The sequence below is a fragment of the Actinomadura sp. 9N215 genome (genome assembly GCF_044326345.1).
Taxonomy (GTDB): Bacteria; Actinomycetota; Actinomycetes; order Streptosporangiales; family Streptosporangiaceae; genus Spirillospora.
The window spans coordinates 38,002-56,888 of sequence record NZ_JBIRBA010000028.1 but is presented as its reverse complement, the minus strand read 5'-3'; the positions used below and the strand labels follow the sequence as shown (position 1 = coordinate 56,888).

The 18,887-nt window shown below is 72.2% G+C and carries 17 protein-coding genes and 1 pseudogene; 17 read left to right on the top strand and 1 reads right to left on the bottom strand.

Going from position 1 to position 18,887, the window contains the following annotated elements:
* Nucleotides 1-15: 15 nt before the first annotated feature.
* The 16 genes and pseudogenes from nusA to ACH34T_RS35090 form a co-directional block, all read left to right on the top strand.
* Nucleotides 16-999 (top strand): annotated as a pseudogene (gene nusA, locus ACH34T_RS35165) (transcription termination factor NusA); the annotation flags it as partial.
* A 289-nt stretch (nt 1,000-1,288) separates the two neighbouring features.
* Nucleotides 1,289-1,555, top strand: coding sequence for a YlxR family protein (locus tag ACH34T_RS35160; RefSeq protein WP_396025290.1), 267 nt, complete (start codon nt 1,289-1,291; stop codon nt 1,553-1,555).
* A 108-nt stretch (nt 1,556-1,663) separates the two neighbouring features.
* Nucleotides 1,664-4,756 carry a translation initiation factor IF-2 gene (gene infB, locus ACH34T_RS35155; protein ID WP_396025289.1) on the top strand — a complete coding sequence of 1,031 codons (3,093 nt, stop codon included), beginning with the start codon at nt 1,664-1,666 and terminating at the stop codon, nt 4,754-4,756.
* Between the two features lie 383 nt (nt 4,757-5,139).
* Nucleotides 5,140-5,451 carry a DUF503 domain-containing protein gene (locus tag ACH34T_RS35150; protein ID WP_396025288.1) on the top strand — a complete coding sequence of 104 codons (312 nt, stop codon included), beginning with the start codon at nt 5,140-5,142 and terminating at the stop codon, nt 5,449-5,451.
* 127 nt (nt 5,452-5,578) lie between these two features.
* Complete coding sequence (gene rbfA, locus ACH34T_RS35145) at nt 5,579-6,121, top strand: 30S ribosome-binding factor RbfA (RefSeq protein WP_396025287.1); 543 nt, start codon at nt 5,579-5,581, stop codon at nt 6,119-6,121.
* Nucleotides 6,118-7,410 carry a bifunctional oligoribonuclease/PAP phosphatase NrnA gene (locus ACH34T_RS35140; RefSeq protein WP_396025286.1) on the top strand — a complete coding sequence of 431 codons (1,293 nt, stop codon included), beginning with the start codon at nt 6,118-6,120 and terminating at the stop codon, nt 7,408-7,410. Before rbfA ends, ACH34T_RS35140 begins: the two co-directional genes overlap by 4 nt.
* Nucleotides 7,411-7,476: 66 nt before the next feature.
* Nucleotides 7,477-8,349, top strand: a complete 873-nt coding sequence (gene truB / locus ACH34T_RS35135) for a tRNA pseudouridine(55) synthase TruB (protein WP_396025285.1) — start codon at nt 7,477-7,479, stop codon at nt 8,347-8,349.
* 121 nt (nt 8,350-8,470) lie between these two features.
* Nucleotides 8,471-9,154, top strand: a complete 684-nt coding sequence (locus tag ACH34T_RS35130) for a hemolysin III family protein (RefSeq protein WP_396025284.1) — start codon at nt 8,471-8,473, stop codon at nt 9,152-9,154.
* A gap of 140 nt (nt 9,155-9,294) precedes the next feature.
* Nucleotides 9,295-10,254, top strand: coding sequence for a bifunctional riboflavin kinase/FAD synthetase (locus ACH34T_RS35125; protein ID WP_396025283.1), 960 nt, complete (start codon nt 9,295-9,297; stop codon nt 10,252-10,254).
* Nucleotides 10,255-10,435: 181 nt separating this feature from the next.
* Complete coding sequence (rpsO, locus tag ACH34T_RS35120; protein ID WP_067884254.1) at nt 10,436-10,705, top strand: 30S ribosomal protein S15; 270 nt, start codon at nt 10,436-10,438, stop codon at nt 10,703-10,705.
* A gap of 402 nt (nt 10,706-11,107) precedes the next feature.
* The gene (locus ACH34T_RS35115) at nt 11,108-13,441 is read left to right on the top strand and encodes a polyribonucleotide nucleotidyltransferase (RefSeq protein ID WP_396025349.1); all 2,334 of its coding nucleotides are present in this window, start codon (nt 11,108-11,110) and stop codon (nt 13,439-13,441) included.
* A gap of 135 nt (nt 13,442-13,576) precedes the next feature.
* The gene (locus ACH34T_RS35110) at nt 13,577-14,896 is read left to right on the top strand and encodes a M16 family metallopeptidase (RefSeq protein WP_396025282.1); all 1,320 of its coding nucleotides are present in this window, start codon (nt 13,577-13,579) and stop codon (nt 14,894-14,896) included.
* Between the two features lie 107 nt (nt 14,897-15,003).
* Nucleotides 15,004-15,375: a phage holin family protein gene (locus tag ACH34T_RS35105; RefSeq protein ID WP_396025281.1), complete on the top strand. Its 372-nt coding sequence runs from the start codon at nt 15,004-15,006 to the stop codon at nt 15,373-15,375.
* Nucleotides 15,376-15,458: 83 nt separating this feature from the next.
* Nucleotides 15,459-16,082, top strand: a complete 624-nt coding sequence (locus tag ACH34T_RS35100) for an FMN-dependent NADH-azoreductase (RefSeq protein ID WP_396025280.1) — start codon at nt 15,459-15,461, stop codon at nt 16,080-16,082.
* A gap of 35 nt (nt 16,083-16,117) precedes the next feature.
* On the top strand, nt 16,118-16,855 hold the full coding sequence (gene dapB / locus ACH34T_RS35095; RefSeq protein ID WP_396025279.1) for a 4-hydroxy-tetrahydrodipicolinate reductase: 738 nt from the start codon (nt 16,118-16,120) through the stop codon (nt 16,853-16,855).
* Nucleotides 16,852-17,304, top strand: a complete 453-nt coding sequence (locus ACH34T_RS35090) for a GNAT family N-acetyltransferase (RefSeq protein WP_396025278.1) — start codon at nt 16,852-16,854, stop codon at nt 17,302-17,304. The genes dapB and ACH34T_RS35090 overlap by 4 nt, the downstream gene beginning before the upstream one ends.
* 8 nt (nt 17,305-17,312) lie before the next feature.
* On the opposite strand, the gene ACH34T_RS35085 is transcribed toward ACH34T_RS35090, so the two are convergent.
* Nucleotides 17,313-18,185, bottom strand: a complete 873-nt coding sequence (locus tag ACH34T_RS35085; protein WP_396025348.1) for a sigma-70 family RNA polymerase sigma factor — start codon at nt 18,183-18,185, stop codon at nt 17,313-17,315.
* 178 nt (nt 18,186-18,363) lie between these two features.
* Here ACH34T_RS35085 and ACH34T_RS35080 point away from each other — a divergent pair, with 178 nt between their 5' ends.
* On the top strand, nt 18,364-18,879 hold the full coding sequence (locus ACH34T_RS35080) for an SRPBCC family protein (RefSeq protein WP_396025277.1): 516 nt from the start codon (nt 18,364-18,366) through the stop codon (nt 18,877-18,879).
* Nucleotides 18,880-18,887: the final 8 nt, after the last annotated feature.

Genomic DNA, 18,887 nt, shown 5'->3' with positions numbered 1-18,887 from the left:
CTCGTGGACATCGACATGACCGCCCTGCGCGGTCTGGAGAGCGAGAAGGACATCTCGCTCGACGTGGCCGTCAAGGCCATCGAAGACGCCCTGCTGATCGCCTACCACCGGACGGAGGGCGCCGCGCCCAAGGCGCGCGTCGAACTGGACCGCCAGAGCGGCCACGTCACCGTGTGGGCGACCGAGACCGACGACGAAGGCGAGCCCGTCGGCGAGTACGACGACACCCCGACCGGGTTCGGGCGCATCGCGGCCACCACCGCCAAGCAGGTGATCCTGCAGCGCCTCCGCGACGCCGAGGACGAGCTGACCTTCGGCGAGTACGCCGGGCGCGAGGGCGACATCGTCAGCGGCATCATCCAGCAGGGCAAGGACCCGCGGAACGTGCTGGTCGACCTCGGCAAGATCGAGGCCGTCCTGCCGCCGCAGGAGCAGGTGCCCGGCGAGCGCTATGACCACGGCGAGCGGCTGCGCGGCTACGTCGTGCAGGTCCGCAAGGGCCACCGCGGCCCGTCGATCCAGCTGTCCAGGACGCACCCGAACCTCGTCCGCAAGCTGTTCGCGCTGGAGGTCCCGGAGATCGCGGACGGCACCGTGGAGATCGCCGCGATCGCCCGCGAGGCCGGCCACCGCACCAAGATCGCGGTGCGCTCCCGGAAGGCGGGGGTGAACGCGAAGGGCGCCTGCATCGGCCCGCTCGGCAGCCGGGTCCGCAACGTGATGGCCGAGCTGCACGGCGAGAAGATCGACATCGTGGACTGGTCCGAGGATCCCGCCGAGTTCGTCGGGAATGCGCTGTCCCCGGCGCGGGTTTCCCATGTCGAGGTCGTCGACGCCGACGCCCGGGTCGCCCGGGTGATCGTGCCCGACTACCAGCTGTCCCTCGCGATCGGCAAGGAGGGCCAGAACGCCCGGCTCGCCGCCCGGCTGACCGGCTGGCGGATCGATATCAGATCCGACACCGAGCCCGAGCAGGCCGCCGCACCAGGCCAGGCCGCGGCGCCGGGACGACCGTCCGCCCCCGGCCAGACGGCCGCGCCCGCCGAACCGGGCACCCCCGGCCAGAAGGGCACGCCCGGCCAGACGGACGCGCCTGACGAAACGGCCGAATCGGCGCAGGAGACGGCCGAATCGGGGCCTGGGGCGGCGCCCGGGGAAACGGGCGCGAAGGCCACCGAGCCCGGCGAATCTGGATCTTCTACGCCAGGAGCGCATGCGACAGGCCCCGCCGACGCGTCGGCGCGGTAGACTCATGAAACGTGGCCGGGCGGCCCCTGTTCGCACGTGTGTGGGCTGTCGGGTTCGCTCGGTCAAGTCCGACTTGCTGCGCCTGGTGGCGGTCGAGGGCGTCATCGTCCCCGATCCGCACGGGCGGCTGCCGGGACGGGGCGCGCATCTGCACCCCGACCTGGGGTGTCTCGAGCTCGCAGAGCGGCGGCGGGCGTTCCCGAGGGCGTTCCGCCTTCCGGGGCCGCTCGACGCCGGTGCGCTGCGGGCCCGGCTTGCGGCTCGCGCCGCGCAGCAGCAGGATGGCCGAATAGTAAGCGACGTCTAGTCGGAAGCAGGTCGAGATTGCTATGAGCGCTCGATGAGCACGCCGCGATGAGTACGGCAAGTTAGCGACGGTCCGGAGGCCGCACCCCCGGACCGAGTAGGGAGTGCAGTGGCCAAGGTCCGGGTGTACGAGCTCGCCAAGGAGTTCGGTGTAGAGAGCAAGGTCGTCATGGCCAAGCTCCAGGAAATGGGCGAGTTCGTCAGGTCGGCGTCCTCCACGATCGAGGCGCCGGTCGTACGCAGGCTGACAGAAGCCTTCTCAAATTCGTCGTCGTCCGCCAAGCAGGGGGACAAGCGAGCCGCCCCGAAGCGTCCTTCGGGTCCGCGTCCGGGCGCGCCGCGTCCGGGTCCGTCCGGCGGCGCCTCCGATTCTCAGGGTGCGCGGCAGCAGGCCCCTCGGCCCGCCGCGCCGCGCCCGTCCACGCCCAAGCCGAGCCCTGCCGCCCCAGGCGGCGGACAGGGCGGCCCCGGCGGCGGCCAAGGCGGTCCCGGCGGCGGACAGAGCGGTCCCGGCGGTGGTCAAGGTGGCCAGGGCGGTCCCGGCGGTGGTCAGGGCGGTCCGGGCGGTGGCCCGAGGCCGGCCCCGCCGCGTCCGGTCCCGCCGGTGCCGAGCACGCCGGTGGACGCGCCCGCGGCGCAGGCCCCGAGCGCCCCGCCCGCCGCCGGTCCCGGTGGCGGCGCGGGCAGCCGCGCGCCGGGCGGCCCGAAGCCGGGTCCCCGCGCGCCGAAGCCCGGCCCGCGTCCCGGCCCCCGCTCCGACGGCGGTGGCCGCGGTGGCGGACGCCCGCGTCCGGGCAACAACCCGTTCAGCTCGAACGCCAGCGGCATGGGCCAGGCGCCCAAGCCGGGTCCGCGTCCCGGGCCGCGCCAGGGCGGCGGTGACCGTCCGGGTGGCGGCGCTCCGGGCGGCCAGCGTCCGGGTCCGAGGCCGGGCGGAGCCGCCGGTCCCGGCGGCCCGCGGCCGAGCCCCGGGGGCAGCAACATGCCGCCCCGTCCGGGCGGCCCGCGTCCGAGCCCGATGAACATGCCGTCCTCGCGGCCCTCCGGTGGCGGTGGCGGCGCTCCAGGCCGCGGCGGTCCCGGCGGCGGCGGTCGTGGTCCCGGTGGCGGCGGCGGTGGCCGCGGTCCCGGTGGCGGCGGTCGTGGTCCCGGTGGCGGCGGCCGTCCAGGCGGCGGCTTCGGCGGTCCCCGCACAGGCGCCGGCGGAGGCGGCGGCGGTGGCCGTCCGGGCTTCGGCGGTCCCCGTCCAGGCGGCGGCGGACGCGGTCGCGGCGGCACGCAGGGCGCGTTCGGCCGTCCCGGCGGACGTCCCGCACGCGGACGCAAGTCGAAGCGGGCGCGCCGTCAGGAATTCGAGAACATGCAGGCGCCCGCCGCCGGCGGCGTCTCGGCTCCGCGCGGCAACGGCAAGACCGTCCGGTTGCCGCAGGGCGCGACCCTGACCGACTTCGCCGAGAAGATCGGCGCCAACCCGGCGTCGCTCGTCGCGATCATGATGCATCTCGGCAAGATGGTCACCGCGACCCAGTCCGTCGACCCCGACGACCTGATGGCGCTCGGGCTCGAGCTGGACTTCGACGTCCAGGTCGTCAGCCCCGAGGACGAGGACCGCGCGCTGCTCGAGTCGTTCGACATCGAGTACGGCGAGGACGAGGGCGGCGAGGAGAACCTCCAGTCCCGTCCGCCGGTGGTCACCGTCATGGGTCACGTCGACCACGGCAAGACCAAGCTGCTGGACGCCGTCCGCAGCGCCAACGTGCAGGCGGGCGAGGCCGGCGGCATCACCCAGCACATCGGCGCCTACCAGGTCGAGACCGTGGTCGACGGCGAGGACCGCAAGATCACCTTCATCGACACCCCGGGTCACGAGGCGTTCACCGCCATGCGTGCCCGCGGCGCCGACACCACCGACCTGGTGGTGCTGGTGGTCGCCGCGGACGACGGCGTCAAGCCGCAGACCACCGAGGCGATCGACCACGCCACCGCGGCCGGGGTCCCGATCGTCGTCGCGGTCAACAAGATCGACCTGGAGGGCGCCGACCCGAACAAGGTGCGGGCGCAGCTCACCGAGTACGGCCTGGTCGCCGAGGAGTTCGGCGGGTCCACCCAGTTCGTCGACGTGTCCGCCCGGCAGGGCATCAACATCGACGGGCTGCTGGAGGCGATCGTCCTGACCGCCGACGCCGAGCTCGACCTGAAGGCCAACCCGGAGATGCCCGCCCAGGGCTCGGCCATCGAGGCGCACCTCGACAAGGGCCGGGGCGCGGTGGCGTCCGTGCTGGTGCAGCGCGGCACGCTGCGGGTCGGCGACTCGATCGTCTGCGGCGTGGCGCACGGCCGCGTCCGGGCGATGCTCGACGAGAACTTCGAGCCCGTCCAGGAGGCGGGTCCGTCGCGTCCGGTGGCGGTGCTCGGCCTCGCGGCCGTGCCAGGCGCGGGCGACAACTTCCTCGTCGTCGAGGACGACCGGGTCGCCCGGCAGATCGCCGACAAGCGCGTCGCGCGCAAGCGCAACGCCGAACTGCTCAAGAGCCGTAAGAGCAGCTCCCTCGAAGAGCTGTTCAAGGACCTGGAGCGCGGCGAGCGGCAGGAACTGCTGCTCATCCTCAAGGGCGACGTGTCCGGTTCCGTCGAGGCGCTGGAGGACTCCCTCCTCAAGCTCGACGTGGGCGAGGAGGTCAACCTGCGGATCATCCGCCGCGGCGTCGGCGCGATCACGCAGGACGACGTCAACCTGTCGCTGGCGTCCGAGGGCGCGGTCATCATCGGCTTCAACGTGCGGCCGGAGCGCAACGCGCAGGAGCTGGCCGACCGCGAGGGCGTCGACATCCGGTACTACTCGATCATCTACCAGGCGATCGAGGAGGTCGAGGCGGCCCTCAAGGGCATGCTCAAGCCGGAGTTCGAGGAGGCCCAGCTCGGCACCGCGGAGATCCGCGAGATCTTCAAGGTGCCGCGGATCGGCAGCGTCGCCGGCTCGATGGTCACCTCGGGGGTCATCCAGCGCAACGCCAAGGCCCGCCTCGTCCGCGACGGCGTCGTGGTCTCCGACAACCTCACGGTGTCGTCGCTGCGCCGCTTCAAGGACGACGCGACCGAGGTCCGCGAGGGCTTCGAGTGCGGTATCGGCGTGGGCTACAACGACATCAAGCTCGGAGATGTCATCGAGTGCTTCGAGATGCGGGAGAAGCCCCGCGACTGAGGCCGTATTCATGCAATTCCGGCCCAGGATGCTCGCCTGGCGGCTCGCATCCTGACCTGAATTGTGCGAGCGCGGCATCGCTTCGCGATCTGGCCGTGGGAGGCTCGCCTTCGGCATCGCCTCCCACGGCCAGGCAACGCGCTCGCGCGATGGTTGAGGCCGTGCGACTGACGGCCTTGGTGATCCAGGGTGATCGGAACACGTAGAGATGCCCGCCGCTTGGTATCTCGGGCCATCGGCGGTGTGCTCGTGCAATCGGCGACGCGGCGGCGGGCGGATCTTCTAGCCTGGCGTCTGTCATGCCCGGTCCGTCTCCGAATCCGGGGTGGTGGCCGGGAACACGGCGGATGACCGCTGTCGTTCAATTCTCTGAAGATCCCGAGGTGATCGACCAGGTGTACGTGGGTGCGCTGACACTCGACCTGCTGCTGGGGGACGTCCGCTCGCTGAAACAGAAGCGGTCCGTCCTGCGGCCGCTCCTCGCCGAGGTGCACAAGCACTTCCCGGGGGTGGCGGCCGCCGAGACCGGCGGCAACGACCTGTACCGCAGGGCGGAGATCGGGGTGGCGGTGGTGTCCGGCAGCGCCGCGAACTGCACCCAGGTGCTCGACCGGTGCGAACGGTTCGTGGCCGGGCGGCCGGAGATCGAGCTGCTGTCCGCGCGGCGGCGGCTCTTCAACGACGACGACGACTGACCGGAGGTGTGGGGCGTCCCCCCACGTCGAAGCGGCGGCGGCGACCGACCGGTGGCAAAACGGAGCGCGGGACCGGTCGCCGTTAGACCATGGAAGGGTCGTCAGACCACAGAAAGGGAGTGCGATCATGGTGGACGCAGCTCGGGCGCGCAAGCTCGCCGACCGCATCCAGCAGATCGTGGCCGAGATGCTGGAGAGGCGGATCAAGGATCCGCGGCTCGGCTTCGTGACCGTGACGGACACCCGCATCACCAACGACCTGCGCGACGCGACCGTGTACTACACGGTCTACGGGTCGGACGGCGAACGCGCCGAGACCGCCGCCGCGCTGGAGAGCGCCAAGGGCGTCATCCGGTCGGAGGTGGGCAGGAAGACGGGGGTCAGGCACACGCCCAGCATCACCTTCGTCATGGACTCCCTGATGGAGAACGCGGCGCACATCGACGACCTGCTGGCGAAGGCCCGCGCCCGGGACGCGGAGGTGGCGAAGGCCGCGCAGGACGCGTCCCCGGCCGGTGACGCGAACCCGTACCGCGCGAACGGCCCCGACGAGGACGAGGACCTCGACGAGGACGACGCGGACGCGGACGAGGACGACGACGCCGACTTCGACGGGCACGACGCGGCGGGGGACGGTGAGGACGGCCGTTCCGGACGCCCGGCGCCGTGAGCGGGCCTGAGGGGCGCGCGGAGGCGCCGGGCTCGGGCTGGAACGAGGAATGCCTCCTGCACGACGTGGGCGGGCATTCCGGGAACGGCCATGACGTCATCCCGCGCGGCGGCCTCCGCGGCAGGACCGCGCCCGTCGCCGCCGAACCGCCCGCGGCCGAACCGCCCGCGGCCGGGCCGTCCGCGTCCGCCGGGTCGGCCGTCGTGGGCGAGCCGCCCGTCGTGGGCGAGCAGACCGGCGCAGGCGAGAGGCTCGCGCCCGCCGACGCGGCGGCGGCAGCGACGTTCGGGGAACTGGAGTGGGACCGGGCCGTCGCGCTGATCGACGCGGCAGGGGAGGTGTGCCTCGCCTGCCATGTGGCGCCCGACGGGGACGCGCTCGGCTCGATGCTGGCGCTCGCGCAGGCCCTGCGCGCGATGGGCAAGCGGTGCCTGGCGTCGTTCGGGGAGCCGTTCACCGTGCCGGCGATCCTGCGGTTCCTGCCCGGCCAGGAGCTGCTGGTCGAGCCCGCGCGGATGCCCGCGGCCCCGGAGCTGATGATCTCGCTGGACGCGGCCGGGCAGGCGCGCCTCGGCGCCCTCGCCGGGGCCGCCGGCCGGGCCGGGGCGCTGATCGTGATCGACCATCACGCGTCCAACGTCGGGTTCGGCGGCGTGCGGCTCGTCGACCCGGACGCCGCCGCCACGGCGGTGCTGGTCGAGGAGCTGATCCGCAGGCTCGGCGTCCCGCTCGACCGCGACATCGCGCAGGGCCTGTACGCGGGGCTGGCGAGCGACACCGGCTCGTTCAAGTACCCGTGCACGACGCCCGAGGTCCACGACCTGGCGGGACGGCTGCTGACGGCGGGCGTCCGGCCGGAAGCGGTCAGCCGGGAGCTGTGGGACCGGGCGCCGTTCGGGTACCTGCAGGTCCTCGCGGGCGCGCTGGCGCGGGCCCGGCTGGAGCGCGACGCCGCCGGCGGCCGCGGCCTGGTGTGGACGACGATCACCCGCTCCGACCGGGACGCCCGCGACGTCGACTACGACCAGCTCGAAGGCGTCATCGACCAGCTCAGGCGCACCGACGAGGCCGAGGTCGCGGTCGTGTGCAAGGAGAACGACCGCGGCGAGTGGTACGTGTCGACCCGCTCGAAGGGCTCGGTCGACGTCGGCCGCGCCTGCGTCGAGCTCGGCGGCGGCGGGCACCGCACGGCCGCCGCGTTCACCATGGGCGGCGAGCCCGCCTGGATCATCGACCGGCTGCGCGCCGCGCTGCGCCTCCCCGGCGACCCCGGTGACCAGGACGACTGACGCGCTCGAACCCCTGTGACCTTCTGACCTTCTGACTTTCTGATCCTCTGACCTTTCGGAGCGGGTGTGGAGAACTCGGGACTCGTCATCGTGGACAAGCCGGCCGGCTGGACGTCGCACGACGTCGTCGGCAGGATGCGGCGGCTCGCGCAGACGCGGCGCGTCGGGCACGCGGGCACGCTCGACCCGATGGCGACGGGCGTCCTTGTCCTCGGGGTCGGCAAGGCGACCCGGCTCCTCGGGCATCTGGCGCTGACGGAGAAGGGGTACGACGCCACGATCCGGCTGGGCGTGTCGACGAACACCGACGACGCCGAGGGCGAAGTGACCGCGACCGCGTCGGCCGCGTCCGTGCCCGACGAGGCGCTGCGCGCCGGGGTCGCGGCGCTGACCGGGCCGATCCGGCAGGTTCCGCCGCAGGTCAGCGCCATCAAGGTGAACGGCGAGCGGGCGTACAAGAGGGCGCGCAAGGGCGAGGAGGTCGAGCTCGCCGCCCGTCCGGTGACGGTGCGCGACTTCGCCGTCCTGGACGTCCGGCGGCAGGGCGACGTGATCGACGTGGACGCGTCCGTCGCGTGCTCGTCGGGCACGTACATCCGGGCGCTGGCCCGCGATCTCGGCGCGTTCCTCGGCTGCGGCGGGCATCTGACGGCGCTGCGCCGCACCCGCGTCGGCCCGTACGACCTGGGCATGGCGCGGACGCTCGACCAGCTCGCCGGGAAGCTGGAGATCCTGCCGATGGGCGAGGCGGTCGCGGCGGTGTTCCCGCGCCGGGACGTGTCGGACGACGACGCCCGCAAGGTCGCGCACGGCGGGCGCCTCCCCGCCGCCGGCCTGGGCCCCGGCCCGGTCGGGGTCTTCGCGCCCGACGGTACGCTGCTGGCGCTCGTCGAGGAGCACGGGAACGTCGCCAAACCGCTCGCCGTGTTCACCTCCTGATCAGCCGGAAGACCTGGACGGGACGCACCGCCCGTGGCGATCATCACCGGGGGGAACCGGTGCATACCAACCTACGGTCGCGTAACCTACTAATGCGTAGGTAGTTGCTGAGGAGGTGTCGATGACCACCGTGAACGACGGCGCCGTGAACGACGGCGCCCCGGTGGCGTCCCCGACCCGCCCGCGGCTGCGCGGCTGGCTGCACGTCGGCGCGTTCCCCGCGGTGCTCGTCGCGGGGCTCGTGCTGGTCGCGCTCGGGCCGAGCGTGCAGGCGCGGCTCGCGTCGGCGGTGTACGTGGCGACCTCGGGGATGCTGTTCGGGATCTCGGGGACCTACCACCGGCAGACCTCGCACCGGCTGCTGGAGGTCCTGCGCCGCTTCGACCACGCCAACATCTACCTGATCATCGCCGGGACGTACACGCCGTTCGCCGTCCTCGCGCTGGACGGCGGCGTCCGCGTCGCCGTCCTCGCCGTCGTCTGGACGGGCGCCATCGCCGGCGTCGTCTTCCGGACGGCCTGGATCGGCGCCCCGCGCGCCCTCTACGTGACGCTCTACATCGTCCTCGGCTGGGTGGCGGTGTTCTTCCTGCCGCAGTTCCTGGACGGCGCGGGCCTTCTCGCCTGCCTCATGGTCGCGGTCGGCGGCGTCTGCTACAGCGTCGGCGGGGTGGTGTACGGGCTGCGCCGTCCGAACCCGTCGCCGCACTGGTTCGGGTTCCACGAGGTCTTCCACGCCTGCACGCTGGCCGCCTACATCCTGCAGTACATCGCCGTCTCGTTCGTCGTCTACCGGTCCGCGTGAACCAGGCCGTGCGGTCCGCGTGACGCGTTCCGCGTGAACCCGGGTACCACCCCGGCGGGCCGCGCATGGCACTCTTAGGACGGCAGCAGAACCGGGCGGCCACACGACCGGGCAGGCACGTCCTACGCAGGGAGAGCATGGTGCGGCGCTGGAATGGCCTCGACGAGGTCCCCGCGGACGGGGGCCGTTCGGTGGTCACCATCGGGGTGTTCGACGGCGTTCACCGCGGCCACCAGCGGATCGTCGGCACGGCGGCCGAGGAGGCCCGCCGCCGCGGCCTGCGGTCCGTGGTCATCACGTTCGACCCGCATCCGGACGAGGTCGTCCGGCCCGGCACCCATCCGCCGCTGCTCGCCAGCACCAGGCGCCGCATCGAGCTGCTGGAGGGGCTCGGCACCGACGCGGTCGTGGTCGTGCCGTTCACGCTGGAGCTGTCGAAGATGGCGCCGGACGAGTTCGTCCAGTCGGTCCTGGTCGACCGGCTGCACGCGGCCCACGTCATCGTCGGCGAGGACTTCCGGTTCGGGCACAAGGCCAAGGGCAACGTGGCGCTGCTGCGGGAGCTGGGCGAGAAGTACGACTTCACCACCGCGGGCATGCCGCTGGTGGCCAACGGGGACACGATCTCGTCCACCTACATCCGCCAGCGGCTCGACGCGGGCGACGTGGAGGCGGCGGCGCTGGCGCTCGGGCGTCCGCACCGCGTGGAGGGCGTCGTCGTGCGCGGGCACCAGCGCGGCCGCGCGCTCGGCTTCCCCACGGCCAACCTGGAGACGCTGCCGCACACCGCGATCCCCGCCGACGGCGTGTACGCGGGCTGGCTGGTCTGCGACTCCGACCGCTATCCCGGCTTCCGCTGGCCGGCGGCGATCTCCATCGGCACCAACCCGACGTTCGAGGGCGCGGGGGAGCGGACCGTCGAGGCGTACGCGCTGGACCGCGACGACCTCGACCTGTACGGCGAGCACATGGCCGTCGACTTCACCGCCCGCATCCGCGACACGCTGAAGTTCGACTCGGTGGACGCGCTGGTCGAGGCGATGCACCGGGACGTGGCCCGCGCCCGGGAAATCACCTCCGAGCCGCGTACCCTGCGATAACGGGACTTTCCGCTTCGTAACCGGCGCCCTTTCCGGCATGGTACGGTGAATAGTCGCCGGGAAGGGCCCCGGCGCGGCTGGCTGCACCCTCATGCGGCCCGCCACCCTCTTCAACGCACCATGCGGACCGCGCGCCCACGGGCCCCGGATCTGCGGGTGACGATCGCATCGAAGGAGCCACGTGTCGCTCGACACCGCCACCAAGAACAAGATCATCTCGGAGTACGCGACCACTGAGGGTGACACCGGATCCCCGGAGGTCCAGGTCGCGCTGCTCACACGTCGGATCAACGATCTGACCGAGCACCTCAAGGAGCACAAGCACGACCACCACAGCCGCCGCGGCCTCCTGCTGCTGGTCGGCCGTCGTCGCCGGCTCCTGAAGTACCTCTCCAACAAGGACATCAACCGCTACCGGCAGCTGATCGAGCGACTCGGACTGCGCCGCTAGAACGGTGAGGGAGTGGCCCGCCCGGGCCGCTCCCTTCCTTTTTGGGCCCGATGGGCCGGACGGGGCGCGACGCCCCGCCCGGACCGCGTCCGGGGCCCGCCCCAGGGCCCGCCCGCACGGGCAGGGCCCGGCCGGAGGGGCCGGGCACCCGGCGCGCACCCGGCCGCCCGCTCGCCCCGCACGGGGACGCGGGCCGACCGGAAAACTACAGACAAAGCCTCGCGGACACCGCTGGTGCGGGCCGGTCCTCGGTAGTGGCTTCCGGATCCGTCCGCCGCATCGGCGGGCCTCTCGATCCGGGCGCTTCGATCGAAGACCGGCAGCGTGCACGACCACGGGAAACGGCCGCGAGGACCGCTGAATGGAACCCTGAGGAGGTTTCCCGTGACAGAAGCCGTGCGCATCGATGGCGCGCAGAGCACCGAGGCCGTGATCGACAACGGCACGTTCGGCACCCGGACCATCCGCTTCGAGACGGGCCGGGTGGCCCGCCAGGCGGCCGGCTCCGCCGTCGCCTATCTCGACGACGAGACGATGGTGCTGTCGGCGACCACCGCGTCGAAGAAGCCGAAGGACAACCTCGACTTCTTCCCGCTGACCGTGGACGTCGAGGAGCGGATGTACGCGGCCGGGCGCATCCCCGGCTCGTTCTTCCGCCGGGAGGGCCGTCCGTCCGAGGACGCGATCCTGACCTGCCGGCTGATCGACCGGCCGCTGCGCCCGTCGTTCACCAAGGGGCTGCGCAACGAGATCCAGGTCGTCGAGACGATCATGGCCCTCAACCCCGACCACCTGTACGACGTCGTCGCGATCAACGCCGCGTCGATGTCCACGCAGCTGGCCGGGCTGCCGTTCTCCGGCCCGATCGGCGGCGTCCGCGTCGCGCTGATCGAGGGCCAGTGGGTCGGCTTCCCGACCCACACCGAGCTGGAGAACGCCACGTTCGACATGGTCGTCGCCGGCCGCGTGCTGGCGGACGGCGACGTCGCGATCATGATGGTGGAGGCCGAGTCCACCCGCGACACGATCAAGCTCGTCGGCGAGGGCGCCGCCGCGCCGACCGAGGAGACCGTCGCCGAGGGCCTGGAGGCGGCCAAGCCGTTCATCAAGGCGCTGTGCAAGGCCCAGAGCGACCTCGCCGCCGTCGCCGCGAAGGAGACCGCCGAGTACCCGATCTTCCTGGACTACCAGGACGACGTGCTCGCCGCCGTCACCGACGCCGTCAGCGAGGACCTCGCGCAGGCGCTCACCATCGCCGGCAAGCAGGACCGCGAGACCCGCCTGGACGAGTTGAAGGCGGGCGTCGCGGAGAAGCTCGCCGAGACGTTCGAGGGCCGCGAGAAGGAGATCTCCGCCGCGTACCGCGCCGTCACGAAGAAGCTGGTCCGCGAGCGGGTCATCCGCGACGGGCTCCGCATGGACGGCCGCGGCCTGAAGGACATCCGCCAGCTGACCGCCGAGGCGCACGTCATCCCGCGGGTGCACGGCTCGGCGCTGTTCGAGCGCGGCGAGACGCAGATCCTGGGCGTGACGACGCTGAACATGCTCCGCATGGAGCAGATGATCGACACGCTCAACCCCGAGCGCACCAAGCGCTACATGCACAACTACAACTTCCCGCCGTACTCCACCGGCGAGACGGGCCGCGTCGGGTCGCCGAAGCGCCGCGAGATCGGGCACGGCGCCCTCGCCGAGCGCGCCATCCTGCCGGTGCTGCCGAGCCGCGAGGAGTTCCCGTACGCGATCCGGCAGGTGTCGGAGGCGCTCGGGTCGAACGGGTCCACGTCGATGGGCTCGGTGTGCGCGTCCACCATGTCGCTGCTGGACGCGGGCGTCCCGCTGAAGCAGATGGTGGCGGGCATCGCGATGGGCCTGATCAACGAGGGCGACGAGTACGTCACGCTGACCGACATCCTCGGCGCCGAGGACGCCTTCGGCGACATGGACTTCAAGGTCGCCGGCACCCGCGACCTGATCACCGCGCTGCAGCTCGACACCAAGCTCGACGGCATCCCCGCCTCGGTGCTGGCCGCCGCGCTGAAGCAGGCCAAGGGCGCGCGCCTCGCGATCCTGGACGTCATGCAGGAGGCCATCGAGGCGCCCGCCGAGATGAGCCCGTACGCGCCGCGGATCATCACGATCAAGGTCCCGGTCGACAAGATCGGCGAGGTCATCGGCCCCAAGGGCAAGATGATCAACTCGATCCAGGACGACACCGGCGCCGACATCACGATCGAGGACGACGGCACGATCTACGTCGGCGCCACCGACGGCCCGTCCGCCGAGGCCGCGCGGCAGGCGATCAACTCGATCGCGAACCCGCACATGCCGGAGATCGGCGAGCGGTACCTCGGCACCGTCGTCAAGACCACGACGTTCGGCGCCTTCGTGTCGCTGCTGCCCGGCAAGGACGGCCTGCTGCACGTCTCGCAGATCCGCAAGCTGCACGGCGGCGCGCGGATCGAGAACGTCGAGGACGTGATGGGCGTCGGCGAGAAGATCCAGGTGGAGGTCACCGAGATCGACCAGCGCGGCAAGCTGTCGCTGGTGCCGGTCGAGGTGATCGAGCGCGAGGCCGCCGACCGGCCCGAGCCCGGAAACGGGGGCGCGTCCGCGTCCGCCGACGGCGAGGGTGAGGACGACGGCGAGCACCGGGAGCGCCGCGACGACGGCGAGCGCCGCCCGCGCCGCCGCCGCACCCGCCGCGGCGACGACTCCGGCCAGCGCAACTCCTGACCCCTTTGGCACGATGACCGGCCGGCCTTCCCGCAGCCCCCGCCCAGCCACCCTCTCCAAGGACGAGCTGCGCTCGGCTTTCTGCTAGCGGGCTGGTCGGCCGGTCACTTTCCCACCACGGAATGCGAGCGACACGTGACCCTGCCGGCGAGGGCGCAGGAGCCCGGCACCACCACCACGATCCACACCGACGGGGCCGGCGCGGTGCGCCGCACCGTCCTGCCCGGCGGGCTCCGGGTCATCACCGAGACGATGCCGACCGTGCGGTCCGCCGCGTTCGGCGTCTGGTCGGCGGTCGGGTCCCGCGACGAGGCCCCCGCCGACGCCGGCGCCAGCCACTACCTGGAGCACGTGCTGTTCAAGGGCACGAAGCGGCGGACCGCGCTGGAGATCTCCGCGGCGGTCGACGCGGTCGGCGGCGACCTCAACGCGTTCACCGCCAAGGAGTACACGTGCTACTACGCCCGCGTCCTCGACGCCGACCTCCCCCTCGCCGTGGACGTCGTGTCCGACATGGTCGCGGCGTCGGTGAACCGTCCCGAGGACGTCGAGGCCGAGCGCGGCGTGATCCTCGAAGAGATCCACATGCGGGACGACGACCCGGGCGACCTCATCCACGACGAGTTCGCCACCGCGCTGTACGGCGACACCCCGCTCGGACGTCCCATCCTCGGCACCGAGGACTCCATCAACGCGCTGTCCCGCGACCGCATCCACGGCTACTACCGGCAGCACTACGTCCCGTCGCGGCTGGTGGTGTCGGTGGCGGGCAACATCGACCACGACGACGTCGTGAAGCTGGTCTCTCGCGCGTTCGCGGAGCACCTGACCGGCGACGCCGAGCCCGCTGCGCCCCGCCTGGACGGGACGCCCGCGCCGGTCGACCCGCGCAACGTCGTGATCGACAAGGACACCGAGCAGGCGCACATCATCCTCGGCGGCGCGGGCGTGTCCCGCACCGACGACCGCAGGTTCGCGCTCGGCGTGCTGAACGCGGCGCTCGGCGGCGGCATGTCGTCGCGCCTGTTCCAGGAGATCCGGGAGAAGCGCGGCCTGGCGTACTCGGTGTACAGCTACACCGCCCAGTACGCCGACTCGGGCATCTTCGGCGTGTACGCGGGCTGCCAGCCCGCCAAGGCCGAGGAGGTCCTGTCGATCTGCCGCGACGAGCTGTACAAGGCGGGCGGGGTCGGGCTCACCGAGGAGGAGCTGGAGCGCGGCAAGGGGCAGCTGCGCGGCGCGATGGTCCTCGGCCTGGAGGACACCGGCTCCCGCATGAGCCGCATCGGCAAGAGCGAGCTCGTGTACGAGTCGCTCCTGCCCGTGGACGAGGTCCTGGCCCGCATCGAGGCCGTCACGCTGGACGACGTCCGCGCCATCGCGAGCGAGGTCCTCGCCGCCCCCCAGGCCCTGACCGTCATCGGCCCGGTCGGAGACCGGGATTTCGCCGCCTGACGCGTCCCGCCTGACCCTGACGCGTCCCGCCTGACCTCTGACGCGGTGCTCGCTGTGTCGTGCCGCGGCTGACGTTAGCCCGCGCATGATCGGGTAGGTCCCGGCGGGTGAAGATCCTCATCAGGCTGGTCATCTCCGCGATCGCGCTGTGGGTCGCCGAGGCGGCGCTGGACGGCGTCGAGCTCACCGCCGGGGACACCACCGAACGGGTGCTGACGCTGCTCGCGGTCGCGGCCGTCTTCGGTGTCGTGAACGCCGTCCTCAAGCCGGTGATCAAGGTGCTGGGCTGCGCGTTCTACATCCTGACCCTCGGCCTGTTCGCCCTGCTGGTGAACGCGGGGCTGCTCATGCTGACGAGCTGGGTCGCCGGGAAGCTCGACCTGCCGTTCCACGTCGAGTGGTTCTGGCCCGCGTTCTGGGGGGCGATCATCGTCGGCGTCGTCAGCTGGGCGCTCAACCTGTTCGTCGCCGACGACTAGTTGCATAACCGGACCAAGGTCCGCTAATCTCCGAAGAAGTTAACCGGACTCTAGTCCGTATGCCTTTTGGAGAGGAACCCCTCATGGCCCGCCTGCTGCACATCTCCGCGTCCCCCCGCGGCGCCGCGTCCGAGTCCCTGGCGCTCGCCGGCGCCTTCCTCGACGCCTACCGCGAGACCCACGGCGACGTAGTCGACCACCACGACCTCTGGGACGGCACGCTCCCCGAGTTCGGCCCCGCCGCGGCCGCCGCCAAGATGGCCGTCTTCGCCGGGAACGAGCCGGCCGGCGAGCAGGCCGACGCCTGGCGGGCCGCCCGCGGGGTCTTCGAGCGGTTCGACTCCTACGACCGCTACCTGTTCAGCGTCCCCATGTGGAACACGAACGTGCCGTACATCCTGAAGCAGTTCATCGACGTCGTCTCGCAGCCCGGCTGGGTCTTCTCCTTCGACCCCGAGAAGGGCTACAGCGGCCTGCTCAGCGGCAAGAAGGCGGCCGTCCTGTACACCAGCGCGGTGTACGGCGAGGACCGTCCGCCCGCGTTCGGCGCCGACCACCAGATGCCCTTCCTGGACGGCTGGCTGCGCTGGGCCGGGATCAGCGACATCAGCAGTGTCGCGTTCCGTCCGAACCTCGCGACCGCTGACGCCGAGACCGGGCGCCGCACCGCGCACGCCGAGGCACGTGAGCTGGGCAAGCGCTTCTGACGATAGGCTCGGCCCACGCCTACCGGGAGGAACACGTGATCAAGGTCGGGGTGCTGGGCGCGAAGGGGCGCATGGGGGCCGAGGTGTGCCGCGCCGTGCGAGGGGCCGATGACATGGAGCTGGTCGCCGCCGTCGACCAGGACGACGCGCGCGACGCCCTGACGGCCGCGGAGGTCGTCGTCGACTTCACCCATCCCGGCGTGGTCATGGAAAACCTCCAATGGTGCGTCGAGCGCGGCCTGCACGCGGTCGTGGGCACCACGGGGTTCGACCCGTCCCGGCTCGACACGGTCCGCTCGTGGCTGACCGACGAGTCGTCGGGCAACGTCATCATCGCGCCGAACTTCGGGATCGGCGCGGTGCTGATGATGCACTTCGCGCAGCGGGCCGCACCGTTCTTCGAGTCCGTCGAGATCGTCGAGACGCACCACCCGAACAAGGCGGACGCTCCGTCCGGCACCGCCTACCGCACCGCGGAACTGGTCGCCGCGGCCCGTGCCGAGGCCGGCGTGTCCCCGTCCCCGGACGCGACCACGTCCGAGGTGGACGGGGCGCGCGGCGCCGACGTGGACGGCGTCCGCGTGCACGCCGTCCGCCTCTCCGGCGCCGTCGCGCACCAGCAGGTCGTCCTCGGCGGGCACGGCGAGCTGTTCACCATCCGGCACGACTCGATGGACCGCGCGTCGTTCATGCCGGGCGTCCTGCTCGCCGTCCGCCGGATACCTGATCTCGATCGCCTCACGCTGGGCATCGAGTCCCTCCTCGGCCTGTGATCGGCGTCCGCGCGGCCACGCCGGCCGACTACGACCGCATCATCGCCGTCGTGGACGACTGGTGGGGCCGCCCGATCCACGGCATCCTGCCCCGCCTCTTCCTCGACCACTTCCACCGCACCAGCCTCGTCGCGGAGTCGGGCGACGACCTGGCGGGCTGCCTCGTCGGCTTCCTGTCGCCGTCCCAGCCCGACGCCGCCTACATCCACTTCGTCGGCGTGAACCCCGACTTCCGCGGCACGGGCCTGGCCCGCCGTCTCTACGAGACCTTCTTCGCCTTGGCCGCCGCCGACGGCCGGACGGTCGTCCATGCGCTCACGTCCCCGCGGAACACCGGCTCGATCGCCTTCCACGAGGCGATGGGCTTCACCGTCGTCCACGGCGCGTCGCACGACGGCCCGGGCAGCGATCGCGTCCTCTTCCACCGCTCCCTCACACCCGGTGGTTGAGGCGGAGGTCAGTCGAGGACGGTGAGGTCGAGCCCGGCGAGGCGGGCGGGGTCGGCGAGGATGTCGATGGCGGCGATCCTGCCGTCCACGACCGTGCAGGACAGAACGGACCTGGCGCGTCCGTTCACGATGCTGACCATGCCGGCCGTGCCGTTGACCAGCGCCGGCCGGGAGTCGCCGCCGACCTGGCGGAACATGAGCGCCTGACCGGCCACCGCCTCGGCGCCGTGCACCTCGTGCAGGGCCGGGGCGCCGACGTCGGCGCGCAGCACGACGTCCGGGTCCAGGACGGCGACGAGGGCATCGAAGTCGCCCTCCAGCGCCGCGGCCCGGAACGCGTCGACGACCTCGCGCTGACGGACCGGGTCGCGTTCGGGGACGGGCGCGGCGCCCCGCACCCGGCGGCGGGCGCGGCTCGCGAGCTGCCGGGCGGCGGCGGGGGAGCGGCCGACGATCTGGGCGATGTCCTCGAACGGCACGGCGAACGTGTCGTGCAGGACGAACGCGAGCCGCTCGGCGGGCGTGAGGGACTGGAGCACCACCAGCAGCGCGAGGCCGACCGAGTCGGCCATCAGCGCCTCGTGCTCGGGGTCGAGGCCGGACGCGGGGCCGATGACCGGGTCGGGGAGGCGTTCCTCCAGGGGGTCCTCGCGGCGGGCGGTGCGCGAGCGCAGCATGTCGAGGCAGACGCGTCCGACGACGGTGGTCAGCCAGCCGCCCAGGTTCTCGATGGCGTCGGCGTCGGAGCGGCTCAACCGGAACCACGACTCCTGGACGGCGTCGTCCGCTTCGGCGAGCGAGCCGAGCATCCGGTAGGCCACCGCTCTGAGGTGCACCCGGTGCTTCTCGAACTCGTCCGCCAGGAACTCGCGCTCGTCCATCTCTTCCCCCTCGTCGGCCATGTCATAGCACTGACGGAGGCGGCGCACGAGATGTGACACGGGCGCTCCCGGACTTTGCGGAGGGAGGGGCTTGCCAAAGCTAATGATGCTAGCTAGCTTATTGGCTAATGAGATTAGCCAAGGGCCAAGGCCCTTAGGGCTCAGCCTGGAGGTCGTCATGATCAGCATCCGCCGTGCCGCCGTCACCGCCGTCGCCGTTCCGCTCGCCGCCGCCGGCGTGCTGCTCGCCTGGGGCGAGCTCGACCCGCACGAGGTCAGCACCACCGTCGAGATCTCCGCGTCCGCCGACGAGGTCTACGGGATCGTCACGGACTTCGGCAGCTTCCCGCAGTGGAACCCGTTCATCGTCAAGGCCGAGGGCGAGCCGAAGAAGGGCGCGCGGCTGCACAACGTCCTGCGCGACTCGGACGGCGGCATCATGAGGTTCTCCCCGAAGGTCCTCAAGGCCGAGCCCGGCCGCGAGCTCCGCTGGATCGGTCGCATGTGGATGCCCGGCATCGTGGACGGCGAGCACTACTTCCGCATCGAGCCGGCCGGGAACGGGCGCGTCCGCCTCACCCAGGGCGAGCGCTTCTCCGGGGCCCTCGTCCCGGTCGCGGGCGGCCAGCTCGACATGGAGGACGAGTTCGCCGCGATGAACGCCGCCGTCAAGGCCCGCGCCGAAGCCGCCTGACCACCGCC